Genomic DNA, 20,826 nt, shown 5'->3' with positions numbered 1-20,826 from the left:
GAGAGCCCGTCCGGACCGGCTCCCGGAGATCCGGATGTGTCCTGGCCGTTGCCGATCTGTTTCCGTTCCGCTTCCGTTTCAGCAGGACAGCGGCCTACTGTACGAACCGATGTCCGTGCCGGGCGTAACACAATCCCGAGGAACATCGTTGGAACTCGATGTGACAAGGGGGTACACGATGCGCCGTACGGTGCTGGAGAAATTTCCCGCGGGTGGGCCGCGTGGCAGCTGGCCCGCGGAGGAGTTCGCACGGGCCCGGAGGGACGAGGGCACACCGGCCGAGGTGGTTATGGACCTCGCCTCGGACTTCTTCCTGGTGGTGGTCCCCCAACAGGCGACGGAAGCGGCGACGTAGGCGATTCCGCGCCGGGGGGCCGTGCGGGTGCGGCGCGGAGCGGACGTGGGTCCGGTGGCGGCCCGTGTGCGCGTCGTACAGGATCCGGTGGCATGGGGAGCGCCGGACTGTGCGGACCGGCCCCACCAGCGCCCGTGCGCCCGCCCCAGCCGCCGTACGACCCGGAGAGCCGACATGCCACCCGTTCCGCCCACGCCCCGCGCCCCGCGCCCGCACGCGCACGCGCGCCGCTCCGCCCTGACGCTCGCCCTGGCGGGGGTGGCGGTCTCGCTCACCGCGACGCCTGCGGCGGCCGACAGCAGCGCGTGCACCCACCACTTCTCCGGCCCGCAGATCTGCGTCCGGCTGGACGGCCGGGGCGCCACGAACGCGGTCACCGGCATCTGGACCAATCCGCCGGCGAACCTCGCCTCGCGTGAGGTGTCGCTGTACCGGAACGGCCGGCTCGCCGACACGGCGACGGCCACCCGCTCGGGCAAGGCGCTGATGTACACGTGGCCGACGCACGACACCGGTACGGACACGGAGCTGTGCGTGAAGTTCCGCGGCAGCCAACGCACGGCGTGCCAGACGACACGCTGAAGCGGGTCGCCCGGGAGCACACGAGAACGTCAGCCGCTGACCGTCGCCGACTCCTCGTCGCGGGTGCCGAGTGCGGCCGCCGCCGCCGCGCCCACCAGGCCCGCGTCCGTACCCATGAGGGCCGGGGCCACCTTGATCTGCTGGACGAAGGAGAGCGTGGCGTAGTCGCGCAGAGAGCGGCGCAGCGGGGCGAAGAGGACCTCGCCGGCGTTCGCGACGCCCCCGCCGACCACCGCGATGCCGATCTCGACCAGCGTGGCCGTCGCGGCGATGCCGGCGGCCAGGGCCTGGGCGGCGCGCTCGAAGGACGCGATCGCGACGGGATGGCCGGCGCGGGCGGCGGCGGCGACCGCCGCCGCGGACGTGTCCCCGTCGGGGCCCGGCTGCCAGCCGCCCTCCAGTGCCCGGCGGGCGATGTTGGGCCCGCTGGCGATCCGCTCCACGCACCCGCGCCCCCCGCACGGGCAGAGGTCCCCGTCCAGGTCCACGCTGATGTGGCCGATGTGCCCGGAGTTGCCGGTGGGCCCCGGGTGGAGCGTGCCGCCCAGGACGAGCCCGCCGCCCACCCCCGTCGAGACCACCATGCACAGCGCGTTGTCGTAGCCGCGGGCCGCGCCCTGCCAGTGCTCCGCCGCGGTCATGGCGACCCCGTCGCCGACCAGCGTCACCGGCAGGCCGCCCGTCGCCACCCGTACCCGCTCCACCAGCGGGAAGCCACGCCAGCCCGGGACGTTGACCGGGCTGACCGTACCGGCGGAGGCGTCCACCGGGCCCGCGCTGCCGATGCCGATCGCCGTGGCTCCCGGCCAGAGCGGCGACGCCGCGACCTCCGCGAGGACCTCCTCGACGGCGCGCATCACACTCTCGCCGTCCTCCCGCGCGGGAGTCGGCCGCTGTGCCCGTACGAGGATCCTGCCGTTGCCGTCGACCAACGCGCCGGCGATCTTGGTGCCGCCGATGTCGAGTGCGGCAACGCGGTCGATATGCATCGGTGTCGGATCTCCAGGGGACGAGGTATCCCCGCCCGTGCGGGGAATGACCGGACCTGCGCTTCGATGAACAGTCTCTATTCACCTGACAACGTTGTCCAGGGCCTATGCTCGTCGCCACAGCCTTGAATGGCAAACCGGCGGCAATATCCGCAGCGAACCCGGATCCGCCCCGGTGTACGCGGACGTGTGTATACGCGTACACACTCGCACCCGGACGACGACAGGACAGCGCACTGTGGCCGACACCTCCCGCCGCCCCGAGAACCGCTACGGCAATCGGCCCACCATGAAAGACGTCGCCGCGCGCGCCGGGGTGGGGCTGAAGACGGTGTCCCGGGTGGTGAACGGCGAGCCGGGGGTGACCCCGGACACCGAAAGGCGGGTGCAGGAATCCATCGACGCGCTGGGATTCCGGCGCAACGATTCCGCTCGTGTCCTGCGTAAAGGCCGTACGGCGAGTATCGGTCTGGTCCTGGAGGATTTGGCCGACCCGTTCTACGGTCCGCTGAACCGCGCCGTCGAAGAAGTGGCCCGCGCGCACGGCGCGCTGCTGATCAACGGGTCCAGCGCCGAGGATCCGGACCGTGAGCAGGAGCTGGTGCTGGCGCTGTGCGCGCGCCGGGTGGACGGGCTGATCGTGATCCCCGCCGGTGACGACCACCGCTACCTGGAGCCGGAGATCAAGGCCGGGGTCGCGACGGTCTTCGTGGACCGCCCCGCCGGGCGCATCGACGCGGACGTGATCCTCTCCGACAGCTTCGGCGGCGCCCGCTCGGGAGCCGCGCACCTGATCGGGCACGGTCACCGGCGTATCGGCTTCATCGGGGACCAGCCTCGGATCCATACGGCGATCGAGCGGCTGCGTGGCTACCGGACCGCCATGGCGGACGCGGGGCTCGCCATCCACGACGACTGGGTGGCGCTGGGCACGACCGCGCCCGACCGGGTACGGGACGCGGTGGCCGCGATGCTCGGCGGGCCCGAGCCGGTCACGGCGATCCTCACGGGCAACAACCGGGTGACGGTGACGGCGGTACGGGTCCTGGCCGCGCACCACCGGCCGGTCGCGCTGGTCGGCTTCGACGACATCGAGCTGGCGGATCTGCTGGAGCCGGGGGTCACGGTCATCGCGCAGGACGCGGCGACCCTGGGCCGTACGGCCGCCGAGCGGCTCTTCCAGCGCCTCGACGGGGCGGCCGACGCCCCGTCGAGGGTGGTGCTGCCGACCCGGCTGATCGCCCGGGGCTCGGGCGAGATCCCGCCGCCGGCGGACCGGTAGTCAGGACAGTCAGGACTCAGGCACCCGCGGCTCAGAGGCCGTTGGTCGCGCGGCGCGGGACCGCCAGGGCCTCCAGGTCCTGGCGGGTCAGGCCGGTGAGGAGGGTCACCTCGTCGTCGTCCACGGCGCCGCAGTCCAGGCCGCGCAGGAGATAGCCGCTGAGCGCCTTGGCCGTCGCCGGTTCATCGAGCACGGCGCCGCCCGCCTTGGTGACGTACGCGACCAGCCGGGCCGCGGCGGCCGCCATGCCCTCGCGGTAGAAGGCGTAGACGGCGGCGTAGCGCGTCGGCAGCTGGGCCGGGTGCATGTCCCAGCCCTGGTAGTAGGCGCGGGCGAGGGCCCGCCGGGTGAGGCCGTAGTGCAGCCGCCAGGCGTCGTGGACCTGCGCGGTGGGGCCGACCGGGAGCACGTTGGTGGAGCCGTCGCAGACCCGTACGCCGGTGCCGGCCGCGGCGACCTGCATCACGGCCTTGGCGTGGTCGGCGGCGGGGTGGTCGCTGGACTGGTGGGCGGCGCTGACGCCGACGCAGGCGCTGTAGTCGAAGGTGCCGTAGTGCAGACCGGTGGCGCGGCCGTCGGCCGCGTCGATCATCCGGGCCACGGTCGCGGTGCCGTCGGCGGCGAGGATGGACTGGCTGGTCTCGATCTGGATCTCGAAGCCGAGCCGCCCCGGGGGCAGGCCGCGGGCCGTCTCGAACGCCTCGGCGAGTTGCACCATCGCCTCGATCTGTTCCGGATAGGTGACCTTGGGGAGCGTCAGCACCAGCCCGTCGGGCAGGCCGCCCGCCTCCATCAGCCCGCTGAGGAAGATGTCGAGGGTGCGGATCCCCCGGTCGCGTACGGCCGCCTCCAGGCACTTCATCCGGATGCCCGTGTACGGGGCGGCGGTACCGTCGGCGTAGGCGGCGTGGACCAACCGGGCGGCGCGGGCCGCGTGTGCGTCCTCGTCGGCGTCCGGGTGCGGGCCGTAGCCGTCCTCGAAGTCGATCCGCAGGTCTTCGACCGGTTCGCGCGCCAGCTTGGCCCGTACGCGCTCGTGCACCGGCCCCGCCAGTTCGTCGGGGAGGCCGAGGACGGCGGCCAGGGCGGCGGCGTCCGGGGCGTGTTCGTCGAGGGCGGCGAGGGCCTGGTCGCCCCAGGAGCGGACGGTGCCGGCGGCGAAGGCGTCGGCCGGGACGTAGACGGTGTGGACGGGCTGCCTGGTCCCGGGGTCGCCGGGATAGCGGCGGGCGAGATCCGCGTCGACCGAGGCGAGCCGTGCGGCGATGTCCTCGCCGACCGCGCTCGCCAGGCTGGTGGTCACCGTCTCCTGCTGCGCCATCCGCGTACCTTCCTCGTGCCCGTCCCGTACGGGTCGCCCGTACAGCCAACTTTTCCGCTCTACGGAATCAACATTCCGCAGAAAGGAAGTCCATCGAAGTTAATCGGGGCGGTCGAGCCCCGTCAACGGTGTCCCGTCAGCCACACGAATGACGCAGGGCCACACGGTGGGGTGACCGCGTGGCCCTGGATCGCAGACTTCCGACGGCTGTCAGCCCTTGCGGGCCTTGACCTCTTCGGTCAGCTTCGGCACGACGTCGAACAGGTCGCCGACGACGCCGTAGTCGACCAGGTCGAAGATCGGCGCCTCGGCGTCCTTGTTGATGGCGACGATGGTCTTGGAGGTCTGCATGCCCGCGCGGTGCTGGATGGCACCGGAGATGCCGGAGGCGATGTAGAGCTGCGGGGAGACCGACTTGCCGGTCTGGCCGACCTGGTTGGCGTGCGGGTACCAGCCGGCGTCCACGGCGGCGCGGGAGGCGCCGACCGCCGCACCCAGGGAGTCGGCGAGGGCCTCGATGACGGCGAAGTTCTCGGCGCCGTTGACGCCGCGCCCGCCGGAGACCACGATCGCGGCCTCGGTCAGCTCCGGGCGGCCCGTCGACTCACGGGGGGAGCGGGAGACGATCTTCGTGCCGGTCGACTTCTCGCCGAAGGTGACGGCCAGCGTTTCGACGGCGCCCGCGGCCGGGGCGGCCTCGACGGGGGCGGAGTTCGGCTTGACGGTGACGACCGGGGTGCCCCGGGAGACGCGGGTCCTGGTGGTGAAGGCGGCGGCGAAGACCGACTGGGTGGCGACGGGTCCGTCCGCGCCCGCTTCCAGGTCGACGGCGTCGGTGATCAGACCGGAGCCGATACGGACCGCCAGACGGGCGGCGATCTCCTTGGCCTCCGCCGACGACGGCAGGAGCACCGCGACGGGCGAGACGGCGTCGTAGGCGGCCTGGAGGGCGTCGACCTTGGGGACAACGAGGTAGTCGGCGAACTCGGGCGCGTCGGCCGTCAGCACCTTCACGGCGCCGTGCTCGGCCAGGACGGCGGCGGTGGCCCCGGCGCCCGCGCCGAGGGCGAGCGCGACGGGCTCGCCCAGGCGCCGGGCCAGGGTCAGCAGTTCCAGGGTGGGCTTGCGGACGGCGCCGTCCACGTGGTCGACATAGACGAGAACTTCAGCCATGGTGCGGGTCTCCTGCGCATGCGAAGTAGCTGGGGATGGGGTGGGTGACCGGGGCCGGGCCGGTGTACGGCCGGACCGTGGCGCGGGTCAGATGAACTTGCGCTCCGCGAGGAACGCGGCCAGCTGCTTGCCGCCCTCGCCCTCGTCCTTGACCACCGTGCCCGCGGTACGGGCCGGGCGCTGGGTGGCGCCGTCGACCGCGGTCCAGGCACCCGCCAGGCCGACGTCGCCGGGCTCGATGTCCAGGTCCTCCAGGTCGAAGGACTGCACCGGCTTCTTCTTCGCCGCCATGATCCCCTTGAAGGACGGGTAGCGGGCCTCGCCCGACTGGTCCGTCACCGACACGACGGCCGGCAGGGACGCCTCCAGCAGCTCGCTCGCGGTGTCGCCGTCCCGGCGGCCCTTGACCAGACCGCCGCCCACGGACACCTCGGAGAGCAGCGTGACCTGCGGGACCCCGAGCCGCTCCGCGAGGATCGCGGGCAGCACGCCCATCGTGCCGTCCGTCGAGGCCATCCCGCAGATGACCAGGTCGTAGCCGGTCTTCTCGATGGCCTTGGCCAGGACCAGCGACGTACCGAGGACGTCCGTGCCGTGCAGCGCGTCGTCCTCGACGTGGACGGCCTTGTCGGCGCCCATCGACAGCGCCTTGCGCAGCGCGTCCTTGGCGTCCTCGGGACCGACGGTCAGCACCGTGATCTCCGCGTCCTCCGCCTCGCCGGCGATCTGGAGCGCCTGTTCCACCGCGTACTCGTCGAGCTCCGACAGCAGGCCGTCCACGTCGTCCCGGTCCAGAGTCAGGTCATCGGCGAAATGCCGGTCTCCGGTGGCGTCGGGCACGTACTTCACACAGACAACGATCCTCAGGCTCACGCCGGCTCTCCTACCGCATCGTCATTTCTGGGCTGCCTTGTTGCACGCAGCATAGGCGCCTTATGGGACGGTTTCCGGTCCGGAGACCGGCGCACCGGAGTAAATATTACTCGTCAGTACATCCAGAGCCTGCCCACTGAGCAAGCGCTTCGCACTGTGACCTTCCCGACGCGCCCCAGAAGATGTCCGGGGAACTCCCAGTCGTGCGCCCGGGGAACGCTCAGTCGCGCAGGGCGTTGAAGCGGCCCTGGTGGTAGAGGAGCGGCCGGCCGGCGCCCGCGGGGTCGCCGACGACGGCCTGGGCCACCACGATGCGGTGGTCGCCGGCCGGGACGCGGGCCACGACACGGCAGACCAGCCAGGCCAGTACGCCGTCCAGCACGGGCACGCCCTCGGGTCCCGTACGCCAGCCCGTGGGCGGCGCGAACCGGTCGGCGCCGCTGCGCGCGAACGTGGCGGCCAACTCCTCCTGATGGTCGCCGAGTATGTGGACGCCGAGGTACTCGGCCTCGGCGATCACCGGCCAGCTGGACGACGACGTGCCCACGCCGAAGGAGACCAACGGGGGTTCGGCGGCGACGGAGTTGAGCGAGGTGGCGGTGAAGCCGACGGGCCGGCCGCCGGAACCGTCGCCGCCCCGCGCGGTGATCACCGCGACGCCCGCCGCGTGCCGGCGGAAGACGGAGCGGAAGAGTTCGGGGGTGGCCGACCGGGGAGTGCTGAGCTCGGGCGTCGCCGTCATGCGTCGTCCTTCCGGAAGAGTGGGGAAACGGGTCCGTGGGTGCTCAGACACCCGGACAGCGCGCGCTCGCGTGGCGGGCCAGGTCCACATCGGCCCGCCCGTACAGAAGAAGCTCCCGGGGCACGACGTCAGCCTGCCGACGGGCCCGGGTCGCGGTCAAGGGCGCCCCTCGGGACGCGGTCGAGGCGCACCTCACACGGCCTCGCCGAGTGCGGCGATCACGTCCGCCTTGCGCGGCTGGCCGGCGGCCCTGCGGACGATGCGGCCCCCGGCGTCCAGGACGAGGACGGTCGGGGTCTTGAGGATGCCCAGCTCCCGTACCAGCTCCAGCCGCTCCTCGGCGTCTATCTCCACGTGGGAGACCCCGTCGACCATCTCCGCGATCTCGGCAAGCGTCCGCCGGGTCGCCCGGCAGGGCGCGCAGAACGCGCTGGAGAACTGGACGAGCGTCGCCCGCTCCCCCAGCCCCGCGCCCAGCTCGGCCGCGCCGAGCCGCTTCTCGCCGTCCCGCCCGCGCATCCTCATCCTTCCGTCGCCGCGCCGGTGCCACAGCCCGAACACGGCCGCCACGGCGAGTACCGCCGCGCACACGATCAGTCCTGTAGTGGTCATCCTCAGCGGCAGCGTTCACACGACTGCAAAATATTCCGCGACCGCGCCGGTCCGCGGGCGGGAGATGCTGAGGGCATGGACCTTGACATCAGGGGGCCGCGCTTCGGGGCGGCCGTCACCACCGTCGTACTCGCCGTGGTCCTCGTCACGGGCAGCGGCGTTCTTCTCGCCTGGCAGACGCTCGCCTTCGCGGCGGGCGCGATCGGGGGCGTCCAGCGCTCCCCTTACGGCTGGCTGTTCCGTACGGTCGTCAGGCCGCGCCTGGGACCGGCGGTGGAGTTCGAGTCCCCGGCGCCGCCGCGCTTCGCCCAGGCCGTCGGGCTGCTGTTCGCCGTGGTCGGCCTGGTGGGGTATTTCGCCGGCCCGGAGTGGCTCGGGCTGGCGGCCACGGCGTGCGCCCTGGCCGCCGCGTTCCTCAACGCCGCGTTCGGGTACTGCCTCGGCTGCGAGATGTACCTGCTGCTGCGCCGGACGACGGCGGCGGTGCGCTGACACGAGGACGGGCACGAGCAGGGGTACGGAGGAGGGGCCGGGGTACGTGACGTGGGCGGCGGTGCGCCGACGTGACGAGAATCTCGCCCCGCGCGCAGACCAGGACTGGCCACGGCGCCCCGTATGGGGCACGATCGGCGCATTGCCGAAAACCTACGGCTGCGTAACTTCCGCCGGGAGAACCCTCCCCGGAACAGAAGGGTCCACTCCAGATGGCAGAGCTCGTCTATCGGCCGGTCATCGGCGCCGCCCGCACCATGTTCAAGGCGCTGGACCTGAAGATCGACACGCAGGGGTCGGAGAACATTCCGCGGACCGGCGGAGCCGTGCTCGTCAGCAATCACATCAGCTATCTGGACTTCATCTTCGCGGGCCTCACCACGCTCCCCCAGAAGCGCCTGGTGCGCTTCATGGCGAAGGAAGCGGTCTTCCGGCACCGGATCTCCGGGCCGCTGATGCGGGGCATGAAGCACATCCCGGTGGACCGCAAGCAGGGTGAGACGGCGTACGCGCACGCGCTGGACTCGCTGCGCGCCGGGGAGATCATCGGGGTCTTCCCCGAGGCCACGATCTCCCCGTCCTTCACGCTCAAGAGCTTCAAGTCGGGCGCGGCCCGCCTCGCGCAGGAGGCCGGCGTCCCGCTGATCCCGATGGCGCTGTGGGGCACCCAGCGGCTGTGGACCAAGGGCCGGCCGCGCAACTTCCGGCGCAGCCACATCCCGGTGACGATGCGGGTGGGCGAGCCGATGGAGGCCCCGGCCGACCAGTACGCGGGCGCCATCACGCGGCGGCTGCGGGACCGGGTGCAGGAGTTGCTGGAGGCGGCGCAGCGCGCCTATCCCGTACGCCCCAAGGACGCGAACGACACCTGGTGGGTGCCCGCGCACCTCGGCGGTACGGCGCCGACGGCGGCAGAGGTCCGGGAGGCCGAGACCGGCCGTCCCACCACCACCGCCTGACGGCTTGTCCGTCGCCTTGTCCGTCGCGGCCGGATTTCCCGTCGGAAGCCCGAACGCTCGCCGGGCGCTGCCCGAACCGCCTCAGCACAGTGTGGTGGGCAGCGTCCTGACCAGGTGGTCGAGATCAGGGGCGGCCCGGAGCGCGCGCAGGACCACCGGATGCGGGGCCTCGAACAGGACCGGGTGGTCCTTCTCGTCGAACTGCGGCTCGGGGGCGAAGGCCAGCCGCTCGCCGTCCAGGGAGAAGTGGGCGTCCACCCCCGGCTTGTTGCCGCGCGCGTCCTGCCGGTCCCAGCGCTCGCGGCCCGGCAGCCGTATCGCGACCAGCCCGTGGACGACGTCGAACTCCTGGTAGCAGAGGGCGGTGGGGATCGACTCCGCCCGCAGCAGCGCCGCCAGGGCGTGGGACTTGGCGTAGCAGATGCCGGTGCGCTGTCCGATCACGTCGGAGGCGCGCCACGTGACCCGCTGGTCCCCCGTGTCGCAGGAGTGCGGTATCTCGTCGCGGACGAACTCGTAGGCGGCTTTCGCGTATGCGTATGCACCGCCTTCCGTGGTACGGAGACGCGCCGCCGTCTCCCGTACCAGCGGGTGGTCGTGATCGATGGCCTCATCGGCCGCCAGATAGGCGGAGAGATCAGGGTTGCGCTGGATCAGCTGCATACCCGTCACTTTAGGGAACGCACGGCCAGCGATCCACTGAATATCCGGATTGCTACATAACTATGCGGCGAGTTCTTCCTTCAGGGCGTACAGGAAGCGGTCCACGTCGTCCTCGGTGGTGTCGAACGAGCACATCCAGCGGACGTCTCCGGCCTGCTCGTCCCAGAAGTAGAAGCGGAAGCGCTTCTGGAGCCGTACGCCCACGTCGTGCGGGAGCCGCGCGAAGACCGCGTTGGCCTGGACGGGATGGAGGATCTCGACCCCGCCGAGCGCGCGCACGCCCTCCGCGAGCCGCCGCGCCATGGCGTTGCTGTGGCGGGCGCTGCGCAGCCAGAGGTCTCCCGCGAGGAGTGCCTCCAGCTGGACCGAGACGAACCGCATCTTGGACGACAGCTGCATGGACAGCTTGCGCAGCCGCTTCATGGCCCGTACGGCGTCGGGGTCGAGGACCACGACGGCCTCGCCGAAGAGCATGCCGTTCTTCGTCCCGCCGAAGGAGAGGACGTCCACGCCCGCCGCGTTGGTGAAGGTGCGCATCGGGACGTCCAGCGCGGCGGCGGCGTTGGCTATCCGCGCGCCGTCGAGGTGGACCTTCATGCCCAGACCGTGGGCGTGGGCGCAGAGGGCCCTGATCTCGTCGGGGGTGTAGAGCGTGCCCAGCTCGGTGCTCTGGGTGATCGACACGACCTGGGGCATGGCGCGGTGCTCGTCGTCGAAGCCGAAGGCCTGCCGGTCGATGAGTTCCGGCGTCAGCTTGCCGTCCGGGGTCGGTACGGTCAGCAGCTTGAGGCCGCCCATCCGCTCGGGGGCCCCGCCCTCGTCGGTGTTGATGTGGGCGGACTCGGCGCAGATGACCGCGCCCCAGCGCTCGGTCATCGCCTGGAGCGCCACGACGTTGGCGCCGGTGCCGTTGAAGACGGGGAACGCCTCCGCCGTCGCGCCGAAGTGGCTGTGCATGACCTGCTGGAGGTGGCCGGTGTAGTCGTCCTCGCCGTAGGAGACCTGGTGGCCGCCGTTGGCGACGGCGAGGGCGGCGAGGATCTCCGGGTGCGCGCCGGCGTAGTTGTCGCTGGCGAAGCCGCGCACCTGGGGATCGTGGTGCCGGCGGGCGTCCGTACCGCCGGCCGCCGCAAGGGATTCCGGCCGGCCGGACTTCACGACTCGGGGGTCAGCCACAGGCGCTTTCCGTTCACATCCTGGGCGGGCCTGTCCCAGACACCGGCGATGGCCTCGGCCAGGTCGGTGACGTCGGTGAAGCCCGCGAACTTCGCATTCGGGCGCTCGGCGCGCATGGCGTCGTGCACCAGTGCCTTGATGACCAGGATGGCAGCCGCCGAACGCGGCCCTTCCCCGCCCCCCGCCTTGCGGAAGGCGTCGGCCAGCGCCAGGGTCCACGCCTCGGCGGCGGCCTTGGAGGCGGCGTACGCGGCGTTGCCCGCGGTGGGCTTCGAGGCGCCCGCGGCGCTGATGAGCAGGTAGCGGCCGCGGTCGCTGCGCAGGAGTCCGTCGTGGAAGGCGAGGGACGTGTGCTGGACCGTACGGATCAGCAGCTTCTCCAGCAGGTCCCAGTCGGCCAGGTCGGTCTCGGGGAAGGTGGCGCTGCCGCGCCAGCCGCCGACCAGGTGGACCAGGCCGTCGATCCGGCCGAACTCCTTCTCGGTCTTCTCGGCCCAGACGCGGGTGGCGTCGAGGTCGAGCAGGTCGACGGTGTCACCGGTGACCGTGGCCCCGCCGTGCGCGTACCGGGCGGCGTCGACCGCCTCGGCGAGGCGCGCGGGGTCCGCGTCCGAGCCGACGACGGTCGCGCCGGCCTCGGCCAGCCTCAGCAGGGCGGCGCGCCCCGCCGGGCCCGCGGCCCCGGCCACGGCGATCACGGCGCCGTCCAGCCTGCCGCTGCCCTCGATCCACCAGCTCGCGTCAGGGTCGCCGCTCGCGTCGCCGTTCTCGTCCATGACCGTCGCCTCCGGCTTGCGAGGGCTCACGCTGCCACTCGCTCGGTGCTCGTCGCGGTGATCCCCTTGGTTGAAGCGATCACGTTCTTCAGCTTCTTGGACAGCGCCTCGTAGAACATGCTGAGCGGGAATTCGTCCGGCAGCACGTCGTCCACCAGTTTACGGGGCGGCTGGGTCAGGTCGAGCGCGTCGGGGCCCTTGGCCCAGCGGGACCCGGGGTGCGGGGCCAGGTAGGTGGAGACCAGGTCGTACGCGGCGAACCAGTGGACCAGCTTGGGGCGGTCGATGCCCGCCCGGTACAGGTCCTCGATCTCCGCGCAGAGCCGCTTGGTGACCTCCGGGGCGCGCTCCCAGTCGATGCGCAGGGTGTTGTCGGTCCAGCGCACCACGTCGTGCCGGTGGAGGTAGGAGAAGAGGAGCTGGCCGCCGAGGCCGTCGTAGTTGCGCTCACGCGCTCCCGTGACCGGGAAGCGGAACATCCGGTCGAAGAGGATCGCGTACTGCACGTCGCGGCCCTGCGGGACGCCGTCGGCCTCCAGCTGGACGGCCTCGCGGAAGGCGGTGAGGTCGCAGCGCAGTTCTTCGAGGCCGTACATCCAGAACGGCTGGCGCTGCTTGATCATGAAGGGGTCGAACGGCAGGTCGCCGTGGCTGTGGGTGCGGTCGTGGATCATGTCCCAGAGCACGAAGGCCTGCTGGCAGCGGTCCTGGTCGGCGACCATCTCCCGGATGTCGTCGGGGAGTTCGACGCCGAGGACGTCCACGGCGGCCTCGGTGACCCGGCGGAAGCGGGCGGCCTCGCGGTCGCAGAAGATGCCGCCCCAGCTGAACCGCTCGGGGGCTTCGCGCACGGCGATGGTCTCGGGGAAGAACACCGCCGAGTTCGTGTCGTACCCGGCCGTGAAGTCCTCGAAGGTGATGCCGCAGAACAGCGGGTTGTCGTAGCGCGTGCGCTCCAGCTCGGCCAGCCAGTCGGGCCAGACCATGCGCAGCACGACGGCCTCGAAGTTGCGGTCCGGGTTGCCGTTCTGCGTGTACATGGGGAAGACCGCCAGGTGCTGGAGGCCGTCCACACGGTCGGCGGCGGGCCGGAAGGCGAGGAGCGAGTCCAGGAAGTCCGGCACTGCGAAGTCACCGCCGGCCCATTTGCGCAGGTCCGCGACGAGCGCGGTGTGGTACGCGGCGTCGTGCGGAAGGAGCGGGGCGAGCTGCTCGACAGCGGCGATCACCCGGTCGACGGCGGCCTCGGCCTCGGTACGCGTCGGCGCACCCTCGGCGTCGAAGTCCACGGAGCCGTTCTTGGACTGCCAGGGGCGGATCTCCTCGACGGCGCTCTTGAGCTCCGGCCAGGCCGGGTGAGCGGTCACCGGGGCATCGCCGAATATGCGGCGCCCAGCGGGGTCCTGCTCAAGAATTTCCGTCATGTCACTTCCTCCACAGGAGAATCTTGCGTCAAGACAGCGTATATGTAGGAAGTTCTCCTATACAAGGCAACCAAGGGAAATTATCCTGCCCCACCCCCATGGTCGCCGCAGTTTTTCCGGTCCGCCACTGGCGCGGCACGGGCACGGCACCGGCACGGCACGGGCACGCCCTCCGCCGGCCCCCGGACCACTAGGCTGCCGCCGTGCCGCGTGAGCACCGCACGCCGCGCGGCGGCCGCCGTCGACGGAAGCGAGACGACCGTGAACTTCGAGATCATCGGCCACCGCGGGGTGATGGGGGTCGAGCCGGAGAACACCCTCCGTTCCTTCCTGCACGCCGAGCGGGCCGGCATGGACGCCCTCGAACTCGACCTGCACCTGAGCAAGGACGGCGCCCTGGTCGTCATGCACGACACGGACGTGGACCGTACGACCGACGGCACGGGCGCGATCGCGGAGCGGACCCTCGCCGAGCTGCGCGAGCTGGACGCCGGGGGCGGGGAGCGGATCCCCGTCTTCGAGGAGGTCCTGGACGCCGTGGGGACCCGGATCCAGGCGGAGATCAAGGACGCGGCGGCGGCACGGGCGCTCGCCGGGGTGATGCTCCGGCGGGACCTGGCCGGGCGGGTCGAGGTGTCGTCGTTCCACGACGAGGCCGTCGCCGGGATCGCCGCGCTCGTGCCGGGGGTACGGACCGTGCTGATCGCCAGCCGCTGGGGCGCGGACGTGGTCGACCGGGCGAAGGCGGTGAGCGCGGCCACGCTGGCCCTGAACATCCGCCGGCTCACGCTGGAGACCGTCGAGCGGGCGCACGCCGAGGGCATCCGGGTGATCGGCTGGGTGGTCAACACGGAGGAGCAGTTGCGGCTCGCGCGGGCGTTCCGACTGGCAGGTGTCACCACGGACTTCCCCGAGATCCGGCGCATGGGGAATACCACCGCCTGAATCAGATCCGTGGTAATTGAACCGAAACCGTCGGCGGCCCGTACCCCTGACGGCGGCCCCCACTTCCGAACCGGGTCCGCCGTGCCCTCAGCGGGCCTCGCACGGAAGGATCCCCGGGTTGCCTCTCTTCACGCACTCCCGTCAGCGGCCGGACACCCTCACGACCACCACCGGTGACGGTCCGGCAGCACCGGACGGCACCGGCGGCGGCACCGGCGGTGGTGGCGGCCGGTGGTTCCGGCACCCGGCCGTGGCGCGGGTCCTCACCGTCCTGTCCGCCCTGCTGGTGCTCACCGCCCTGCTGCTGCCCAACAACCTCGACCGCCTCACCCCCGGCGCGTTCGGCCGCATTCCGGTGGAAGGCCTCCTCGGCGCGGTCGTTCTTGTCGTCCTGCCGCCGAGGCCGCGGCGGGTGGCGGCGGTTCTGTTCGGGCTCGGCCTCGGGCTGCTGACCCTCCTCAACTTCCTCGACATGGGCTTCTACTCGAACTTCGACCGGCCGTTCGACGTCCGGCTCGACTGGGTCCTGTTCGACGACGGCGAGGCGTTCGTCCGGGACTCGGTCGGCGGGGCCGCCGCGATCGGCGCCGTGATCGGGGTGGTGGTCCTCGTGGTCGCCGTGCTCGTCCTGATGACGCTGGCGGTCGTCCGGCTGAGCGGTCTCCTGGTCCGGCACCGCGGCGTGACGATCCGTACCACCGCCGTGCTCGGTACCGCCTGGATCGCCTGCGCGGCCCTCGGCGCGCAGATCGCCGGCGCGCCCGTCGCCGCCAGGAACGCCGCCGCGCTCGTCGACCACCACGCGCGGCTGGTGGGCGAGAGCTGGCGGGACCAGCGGGAGCTGTCCAGGGCCGCCGCCGTCGACGCGTTCGCCGACACCCCGCCCGACCAGCTCCTGACCGCGCTGCGCGGCAAGGACGTCATCTTCGCGTTCATCGAGAGCTACGGACGCAACGCGATCGAGGAACCGCAGACGTCGTCGGAGGTCGGGGCGATGCTCGCGGACGGGACGGAGAAGCTGCGCAAGGCCGGGTTCTCCTCCCGCAGCGCCTTCCTCACCTCACCGACGTACGGCGGCGGCAGCTGGCTCGCCCACTCCACCTTCAACACCGGTCTGTGGATCAAGAACCAGCAGGGCTACGATTCCATCACCACCAGCGACCGGATGTCCCTCACCAGCGCCTTCAAGCGCACCGACGCCTGGCGGACGGTCGGCATCATGCCGGGTGTGACCCAGTCCTGGCCGGAGGGGAAGTTCTACGGCCTCGACCACGTCTACGACTCCAGCCACCTCGGCTACCAGGGGCCCAAGTTCGGCTGGTCGCCCATCCCCGACCAGTACAGCCTGTCGGCCTTCGAGCAGTTGGAGCACGGCAAGAAGGACCGCGAACCGCTGATGGCGGAGATCATCCTCGTCTCCAGCCACAACCCGTGGGCGCCGCTGCCGAAGACGATCGGCTGGGACCAGGTCGGGGACGGCTCGGTGTACGAGGGGATCAAGGCGGAGGGCAAGACCCGCGCCGAGGTGTGGAAGGACCCCAAGCAGGTGCGCGCCGAGTACGCGCACTCCGTCGAGTACTCGGTGAGCAACCTCGTCGACTACGTCGTGAAGTACGGCGACAAGAACACGGTGCTCGTCTTCCTCGGCGACCACCAGCCCGTCCCGACGGTCACGCACAACGACTTCGGCCGGGACGTGCCGATCGCGATGGTCGCCCACGATCCGAAGGTGCTCGACCGGATCTCCGGCTGGGGCTGGCAGGACGGGCTCAAGCCGGGTCCTGACGCGCCCGTCTGGCGGATGGACCAGTTCCGCGACCGGTTCCTGACCGCGTACGGGTCGACGCCGACCCCGTGAGGGTCCTACCGGGCGGGGCTCCGCGGGGCCGGCTCAGCCGAGCGTCTTGACCAGCAGCTCGAACTCCAGGTCGTCGCGCTGCGGGATGCCGAAGCGGTCGTCGCCGTACGGGAAGGGTGTCATCTTTCCCGTACGGCGGTAGCCGCGCCGCTCGTACCAGGCGATCAGTTCCTCACGCACCGAGATGACCGTCATCTGCATCTCGGTCACCCCCCAGGTCTCCTGGGCCACCCGCTCGGCGTCGGACATGATCTGCTTGCCGAGGCCGCCGCCCTGGGCGGTGGGCCTTACGGCGAACATCCCGAAGTAGGCGACCTCGCCCCGGTGTTCGAGCTGGCAGCAGGCGACCGTCTCGCCGTCCCGCTCGAAGACCAGCAGCCGTCCCGCGGTCGATTCGATCACCGCGAGCACCCCCTGAGGGTCCGTGCGCTGCCCGTGGAGGATGTCCGCCTCGGTGGTCCACCCGGCCCGGCTGCTGTCGCCCCGGTACGCCGACTCTATGAGGGCGACGAGGGTCTCGGTGTCGGACGCCGTGGCGTCCCGGTGGGTGAGGGCTGCGGTGTCCATGGGCACGTGCTCCGTATCTGCGTCTGCGCTGCGGGTCGAACGTCCGCAGCCTAACGCGGCCGTTCCCCACCCCGTCAGGGGCGGGGAACGGCCGCGCGCTCACTCCCCGGCCACCGGCGCGAAGTGCGCGGTCACCGCGAGGTCGGCGGTCACGTCGAGGGTGACCTCGGCGCCGCCGGGGACCTCCTCGCCGTTCACGGTCCACCGGACGAAGCGCTGTCCGGCCGCCGGCACCGCCGTGGCGGTCACCTGGCTGCCCTTCTCGTAACGGCCCGGCTCGGACTCGTTGCCCCCGAGCCGTACGGTCCCGGCCCCGGCGGGCTCGGCGGTCGCGCTCACCGACTGCTGGACCATGTTGATGGCCATGACGTTGTAGAGCTTCGCCTTTCCGCTGCTGGTGGCGCCGTTGTAGCGCATGACGTTGACCGCGGTGACGTCCCCGCCCTCCGCCTTCACCGTGAATCCGTCGGCGCCGAGGTTGTCGGTGCCCAGGTTGAAGGCCCGTACGTCACCGGACGTGACGACCAGACCGTGGTGGAAGCCGTACGCGAAGGCGTTGAACACCGTGAGCCGGGTGGCCCCGTCGACCGTCACGATCTGCGCCTGAAGCCGCATCGGATCATCGATGACCTGCGCGAAGATGTCGCTCTCCAGCACCCAGTTCGGCAGCGCGTACCCGACGCGCCCGACGGCGTTGCCGTTGTTCAGCACGCCCTCGATCCGGCCCCGGTCGCTCTTCCCCACGCCGATCGCCCGGTTGAAGACCGCGCCCGCCAGCTTGCGCACGGTGAAGCGGTCGTTGCGGTGGGCGGCCATGTCGACGCCGTTCCACGCGTTGGGCAGACCGAGGTCGATCGCGTACGTGCCGGTCCCGGCGCCGCGCACGGCGTACGGGTAGGGCACGGGGCTGCCGTCCTCGCCGGGCGCGGTCTCGGCGGGGTTGTTCTCCGGGTACAGGACGCGCAGCCCGCGCACCCCGGCGTTCTTCCCGCCGAGGGTGACCAGGGCGGTGGCGGTGTCGGGCCGCGGGGTGTTCCTGCCCTCGTACGCCATGAGGACCGTGCCGCCGCTCGCGCCGTTCAGGTCGCGGTTCGGTACGGCGGAGGCCCCGCGCAGCTCGACCCCGGCGGGGACCCTGAGGTGGCTGTCGATCCGGTACCACCCGGCGGGCAGGTAGACCGTGCCGCCGCCGTCCTGTCCGGCTCGGTCCAGGGCCCGCTGGATCCGGGCGGTGGCGTCGCGCGTGGGCGGCACGCCGTGCCCCGCGGGCGCGGCGAAGGGGGCCTTCGTCACGTCGTACAGGGCCGCGCGGGCGGGCCTGGGGAGCGCCGTCTGGTCGTAGCGCGGGACGGCGCCCGCCATCTTGTGGACGATGCCGGAGACCTCGCCGGTCACGTCGGTGTCGGTGAGCTTCACATAGGCCTGGGCCTTGTTGCGTACGGCCGCCTCGCTGCCCTCCAGGGTGCTCGCCGCGAACGACAGGCCCCAGCGCGAGTCGAAGCTCTCCGCCTCCACGGCGACGTCCGTGCGGCGGATGTCGGCCTGGAGGAAGGTGCCGGTGAAGGAGGCCCGCTGGCCCGGCACGATGTGGATGCCGGTCCGGTAGTCGGCCGCCTTGATCCGGTAGAACTGGTCCCACTCCAGGTCACCGAGGACGAAGCCGGTGCCGTGGGCGCGGGTCCAGGTGTCGAGCACGGCGCGTTTCGGCGGGTGGTAGGCGGCCGGCGCCTTCGCCCAGTAGCCATTGTCGAGGGTGATGTTCTCCCACGTGCCGACGTCGGCGCCGTTGTAGGCGCGGAAGCCCTCGGAGAGGACCGTGCCCTTGATGTTCCGCAGGGTGGTCGACTCGTGGACCTGTCCGGCGCTGGGCGCGAGGCCCTGGTCGTTGGGCATCGTGCTGACGCCGACGCCCCGGTAGGAGTTGAGCATGGTCACGTCCGCGACGGTGGCCATCATGTAGTTCTCGTTGCCGATCCACGCGTCGCCGGGGATCTCGAAGGTGGAGTTGTACGGCACGGGGTCGGCCGCGTTCTGCCGGGGGTAGTAGGTGGTGACGCCCATGACCCCGGCGCTGCCCCCGATCCGGAAGAGGACGGGCCCGTCCGCGCCGGGCGGGAAGTCCGCGGAGACGACGGTGCCGTAACTCCCCGTGCCCACATCGGGATCGCGCCGGTCGCCGCGCAGGGTGCAGAAGGAGTGGACCTCGACGGACGTGGTGACGCGGTACGTCCCCGACGGCAGCCAGACCGTGCCGCCGCCCGCGTCGTAGCAGTCGTACAGCGCCTGCTGGATCGCCTTGGTGGAGTCCTTCACGCCCCGGGGGTCGGCGCCGTAGTCGCGGGCGTCGAAGTCGGCGACGACCGGCGACTCGACAGGGTGAACGGTCTTGACGAGGCGGGGTTCGGGGCGGACCGTGCGCTGCCGCCGGACCTCCACCTCACCGACCGTGACGCTCTTCGAACCGGCGGAGTAGCCGGTCACGTTCAGCCGGACGTAGCGGGCGCTCAGCGGCTCGAAGGCGGTACGGATCGTCTTGCCGCCGATGGCCCCGTTGTGGCCGACGGTGGTGAAGTCCTTCCCGTCGCGGGAGACTTGCACGGTGTAGTCGGGTGAGAAGGCCGAACCCCAGGCGATTTTGACCTCGTTGACCGTGAGGGCCTTGCCCAGGTCGGCCTGGAGCCATTCACCCGCGCCGTCCTCGCCGCTCGTCCAGCCGTTGCCCGCGTCGCCGTCGGTCACCGCCTGCGGCGAACCCGCCGAGGTGCTGCTCGCGGTGACCTTCGCCGTACGGGCGAGGTTGGTGGTCAGTGCCGCGCCGCGGAAGGTCCGCAGCGCCGCGTCGAGGGTCAGCAGCGCGGCCTTGAGCTGCGCCTCGGTGGTGTCCTGGCCGTCGGCCGTCCGCTGCGCGGCGGCGATCGCGGCGGCCAGGGTGGCCTTCGCGCCGGCCGGGAACTGGCCGTCCCTGGTGCCCTCGCGGGCGGCCGTGTGAACACGCCGCGCCTCGGCGATGAGGAGTTCCAGGCCCTCGGTGGGCTTGAGTTCGGCCGGGATGACGGTGATCCGGACGGCGGCGACCTTGAGCTCCGCTGCCGAATCGGCCGTGTGGACACGGAAGTCGGAGCCGTTGGAGCGGTTGGTCATCAAGGCGTCGTCGAGCGTGAACGTGTGGGTCTTCCAGGTCTTGGTGTCGCCGTAGGCGAAGACCTCGGAGGACTTGAACATGTCGGGGATGGTGTCGCCCGGTGAGTCGTAGTGCAGGGCGAGGCTGCCGCCGCCCTCGTCGAAGTAGTCGACGCTGACGAGGACGGTGTCGGTGGTGTTGTAGAGGAACGTGTCGGCGACGTTCATGTAGAAGAAGTTGAGGCCGGGTGCGGGCGCGGCGCGGTTCGTCCGCCAGTAGCCGCGGCCGTCCTGCTCGCCGGTGACCAGGCCGGTGGAGGCGTCCCCGGCGCGGGGGGTGACGCCGTCGGACCGTACGGCGGCGCCCAGGGCGACGGACGCGCCGGGGGTGCCGACGCGTACGGCGGCGACGGTGATGTCCCTGGCGCTGTCGCTGTCGTCGGCTCTGCCGCTGAGCCGGAGCGGGCCCGCCCCGGCGTCGGCGGTGGTGAGGTCGAAGGTGCTGGTCCGCCAGGCGCCGGTGCCGGTGAAGGCCGTGCGGGCGGGTGTGCCACCGGTGGCCGGGCGCAGTTCCAGGGAGCCCGTGCCGGTGTCGCGGTAGGTGACGCTGAAGACGGCGGTCGTGGTGGTGAGCCGCGCGAGGTAGTCGGCGGCGAGGGCGAAGTCCAGGTGGCCGGTGCCGGCCGCGTGGTCGGTCTGCCAGTAGGTCCTGCCGTCCACCTCGCCGGTGACCAGGCCCGCCGGGTCGTCGCCCGCGGTGGGGGTGACGCCGAGCGTCTTCGGGGTGGGTCCGAGATCGGCACCGACACCGTGCGGGTACATGTCGGGGCCCGCGGCGCGGGGTGCGGCGGTCGCGCCGGTGGGCGCGACCAGCGCGATGATCATGAGCAGTAACAGCGGTAGCGTCCGGTGAGATC

At 71.7% G+C, this 20,826-nt stretch carries 19 protein-coding genes; 7 read left to right on the top strand and 12 right to left on the bottom strand.

All coding sequences use genetic code 11. From position 1 onward, the window contains the following. Positions 1-148 precede the first annotated feature (148 nt). Positions 149-355, top strand: a complete 207-nt coding sequence (locus ACIO1C_RS11270) for a hypothetical protein (RefSeq protein ID WP_401862201.1) — start codon at positions 149-151, stop codon at positions 353-355. A 174-nt stretch (positions 356-529) separates the two neighbouring features. Further along, on the top strand, positions 530-937 hold the full coding sequence (locus tag ACIO1C_RS11265) for a hypothetical protein (protein ID WP_401861189.1): 408 nt from the start codon (positions 530-532) through the stop codon (positions 935-937). A gap of 29 nt (positions 938-966) precedes the next feature. On the opposite strand, the gene ACIO1C_RS11260 is transcribed toward ACIO1C_RS11265, so the two are convergent. Continuing rightward, positions 967-1,926, bottom strand: a complete 960-nt coding sequence (locus ACIO1C_RS11260; protein WP_401861186.1) for an ROK family protein — start codon at positions 1,924-1,926, stop codon at positions 967-969. Positions 1,927-2,164: 238 nt separating this feature from the next. On the opposite strand from ACIO1C_RS11260, the gene ACIO1C_RS11255 reads away from it, so the two are divergent. Continuing rightward, positions 2,165-3,208 (top strand): LacI family DNA-binding transcriptional regulator, encoded by a 1,044-nt coding sequence (locus ACIO1C_RS11255; RefSeq protein WP_161313151.1) that lies wholly within the window; start codon positions 2,165-2,167, stop codon positions 3,206-3,208. 31 nt (positions 3,209-3,239) lie between these two features. On the opposite strand, the gene ACIO1C_RS11250 is transcribed toward ACIO1C_RS11255, so the two are convergent. From ACIO1C_RS11250 to ACIO1C_RS11230, 5 genes are all read right to left on the bottom strand, one after another. Next, the gene (locus ACIO1C_RS11250; protein WP_401861183.1) at positions 3,240-4,529 is read right to left on the bottom strand and encodes a DUF6986 family protein; all 1,290 of its coding nucleotides are present in this window, start codon (positions 4,527-4,529) and stop codon (positions 3,240-3,242) included. A 210-nt stretch (positions 4,530-4,739) separates the two neighbouring features. Then, the gene (locus tag ACIO1C_RS11245) at positions 4,740-5,702 is read right to left on the bottom strand and encodes an electron transfer flavoprotein subunit alpha/FixB family protein (protein WP_401861180.1); all 963 of its coding nucleotides are present in this window, start codon (positions 5,700-5,702) and stop codon (positions 4,740-4,742) included. An 87-nt stretch (positions 5,703-5,789) separates the two neighbouring features. Continuing rightward, positions 5,790-6,575 carry an electron transfer flavoprotein subunit beta/FixA family protein gene (locus ACIO1C_RS11240; protein ID WP_401861177.1) on the bottom strand — a complete coding sequence of 262 codons (786 nt, stop codon included), beginning with the start codon at positions 6,573-6,575 and terminating at the stop codon, positions 5,790-5,792. Between the two features lie 220 nt (positions 6,576-6,795). Further along, positions 6,796-7,317, bottom strand: coding sequence for a flavin reductase family protein (locus tag ACIO1C_RS11235; RefSeq protein ID WP_401861176.1), 522 nt, complete (start codon positions 7,315-7,317; stop codon positions 6,796-6,798). 192 nt (positions 7,318-7,509) lie between these two features. Further along, the gene (locus ACIO1C_RS11230) at positions 7,510-7,929 is read right to left on the bottom strand and encodes a TlpA family protein disulfide reductase (RefSeq protein ID WP_401861173.1); all 420 of its coding nucleotides are present in this window, start codon (positions 7,927-7,929) and stop codon (positions 7,510-7,512) included. Positions 7,930-8,004: 75 nt separating this feature from the next. Between ACIO1C_RS11230 and ACIO1C_RS11225 the strand changes: the two genes are divergently transcribed. Together ACIO1C_RS11225 and ACIO1C_RS11220 are read left to right on the top strand one after the other, a co-directional pair. Then, complete coding sequence (locus tag ACIO1C_RS11225; RefSeq protein WP_401861170.1) at positions 8,005-8,421, top strand: DUF4395 domain-containing protein; 417 nt, start codon at positions 8,005-8,007, stop codon at positions 8,419-8,421. A 212-nt stretch (positions 8,422-8,633) separates the two neighbouring features. Then, the gene (locus tag ACIO1C_RS11220; RefSeq protein ID WP_401861167.1) at positions 8,634-9,380 is read left to right on the top strand and encodes a lysophospholipid acyltransferase family protein; all 747 of its coding nucleotides are present in this window, start codon (positions 8,634-8,636) and stop codon (positions 9,378-9,380) included. 81 nt (positions 9,381-9,461) lie between these two features. Here the strand turns inward: ACIO1C_RS11220 and ACIO1C_RS11215 are convergent, their stop codons facing one another. From ACIO1C_RS11215 to ACIO1C_RS11200, 4 genes are read right to left on the bottom strand one after another with little or no spacing between them, the layout of a single operon-like run. Then, positions 9,462-10,043: a transglutaminase family protein gene (locus ACIO1C_RS11215; protein WP_401861164.1), complete on the bottom strand. Its 582-nt coding sequence runs from the start codon at positions 10,041-10,043 to the stop codon at positions 9,462-9,464. 60 nt (positions 10,044-10,103) lie between these two features. Continuing rightward, on the bottom strand, positions 10,104-11,219 hold the full coding sequence (locus ACIO1C_RS11210; RefSeq protein ID WP_401861161.1) for a threonine aldolase family protein: 1,116 nt from the start codon (positions 11,217-11,219) through the stop codon (positions 10,104-10,106). After that, the gene (locus tag ACIO1C_RS11205) at positions 11,198-11,995 is read right to left on the bottom strand and encodes an SDR family NAD(P)-dependent oxidoreductase (RefSeq protein ID WP_401862147.1); all 798 of its coding nucleotides are present in this window, start codon (positions 11,993-11,995) and stop codon (positions 11,198-11,200) included. The genes ACIO1C_RS11210 and ACIO1C_RS11205 overlap by 22 nt, the downstream gene beginning before the upstream one ends. A gap of 26 nt (positions 11,996-12,021) precedes the next feature. Next, positions 12,022-13,419 carry a DUF6421 family protein gene (locus ACIO1C_RS11200; protein WP_401861159.1) on the bottom strand — a complete coding sequence of 466 codons (1,398 nt, stop codon included), beginning with the start codon at positions 13,417-13,419 and terminating at the stop codon, positions 12,022-12,024. A 294-nt stretch (positions 13,420-13,713) separates the two neighbouring features. On the opposite strand from ACIO1C_RS11200, the gene ACIO1C_RS11195 reads away from it, so the two are divergent. After that, the gene (locus tag ACIO1C_RS11195; protein WP_401862144.1) at positions 13,714-14,364 is read left to right on the top strand and encodes a glycerophosphodiester phosphodiesterase; all 651 of its coding nucleotides are present in this window, start codon (positions 13,714-13,716) and stop codon (positions 14,362-14,364) included. 118 nt (positions 14,365-14,482) lie between these two features. Further along, a complete protein-coding gene (locus ACIO1C_RS11190) occupies positions 14,483-16,222 on the top strand; it encodes a sulfatase (RefSeq protein ID WP_401861156.1) in 1,740 nt (579 codons plus the stop codon). 33 nt (positions 16,223-16,255) lie between these two features. On the opposite strand, the gene ACIO1C_RS11185 is transcribed toward ACIO1C_RS11190, so the two are convergent. Together ACIO1C_RS11185 and ACIO1C_RS11180 are read right to left on the bottom strand one after the other, a co-directional pair. Further along, positions 16,256-16,789 carry a GNAT family N-acetyltransferase gene (locus ACIO1C_RS11185; protein ID WP_401861154.1) on the bottom strand — a complete coding sequence of 178 codons (534 nt, stop codon included), beginning with the start codon at positions 16,787-16,789 and terminating at the stop codon, positions 16,256-16,258. A gap of 99 nt (positions 16,790-16,888) precedes the next feature. Next, positions 16,889-20,794 (bottom strand): discoidin domain-containing protein, encoded by a 3,906-nt coding sequence (locus ACIO1C_RS11180; RefSeq protein ID WP_401861152.1) that lies wholly within the window; start codon positions 20,792-20,794, stop codon positions 16,889-16,891. Positions 20,795-20,826: the final 32 nt, after the last annotated feature.

This window comes from Streptomyces sp. NPDC087420 (assembly GCF_044744165.1).
GTDB lineage: Bacteria > Actinomycetota > Actinomycetes > Streptomycetales > Streptomycetaceae > Streptomyces.
The sequence above is the reverse complement of the archived record's forward strand: the minus strand, read 5'-3'. Positions and strand labels throughout refer to the sequence as shown.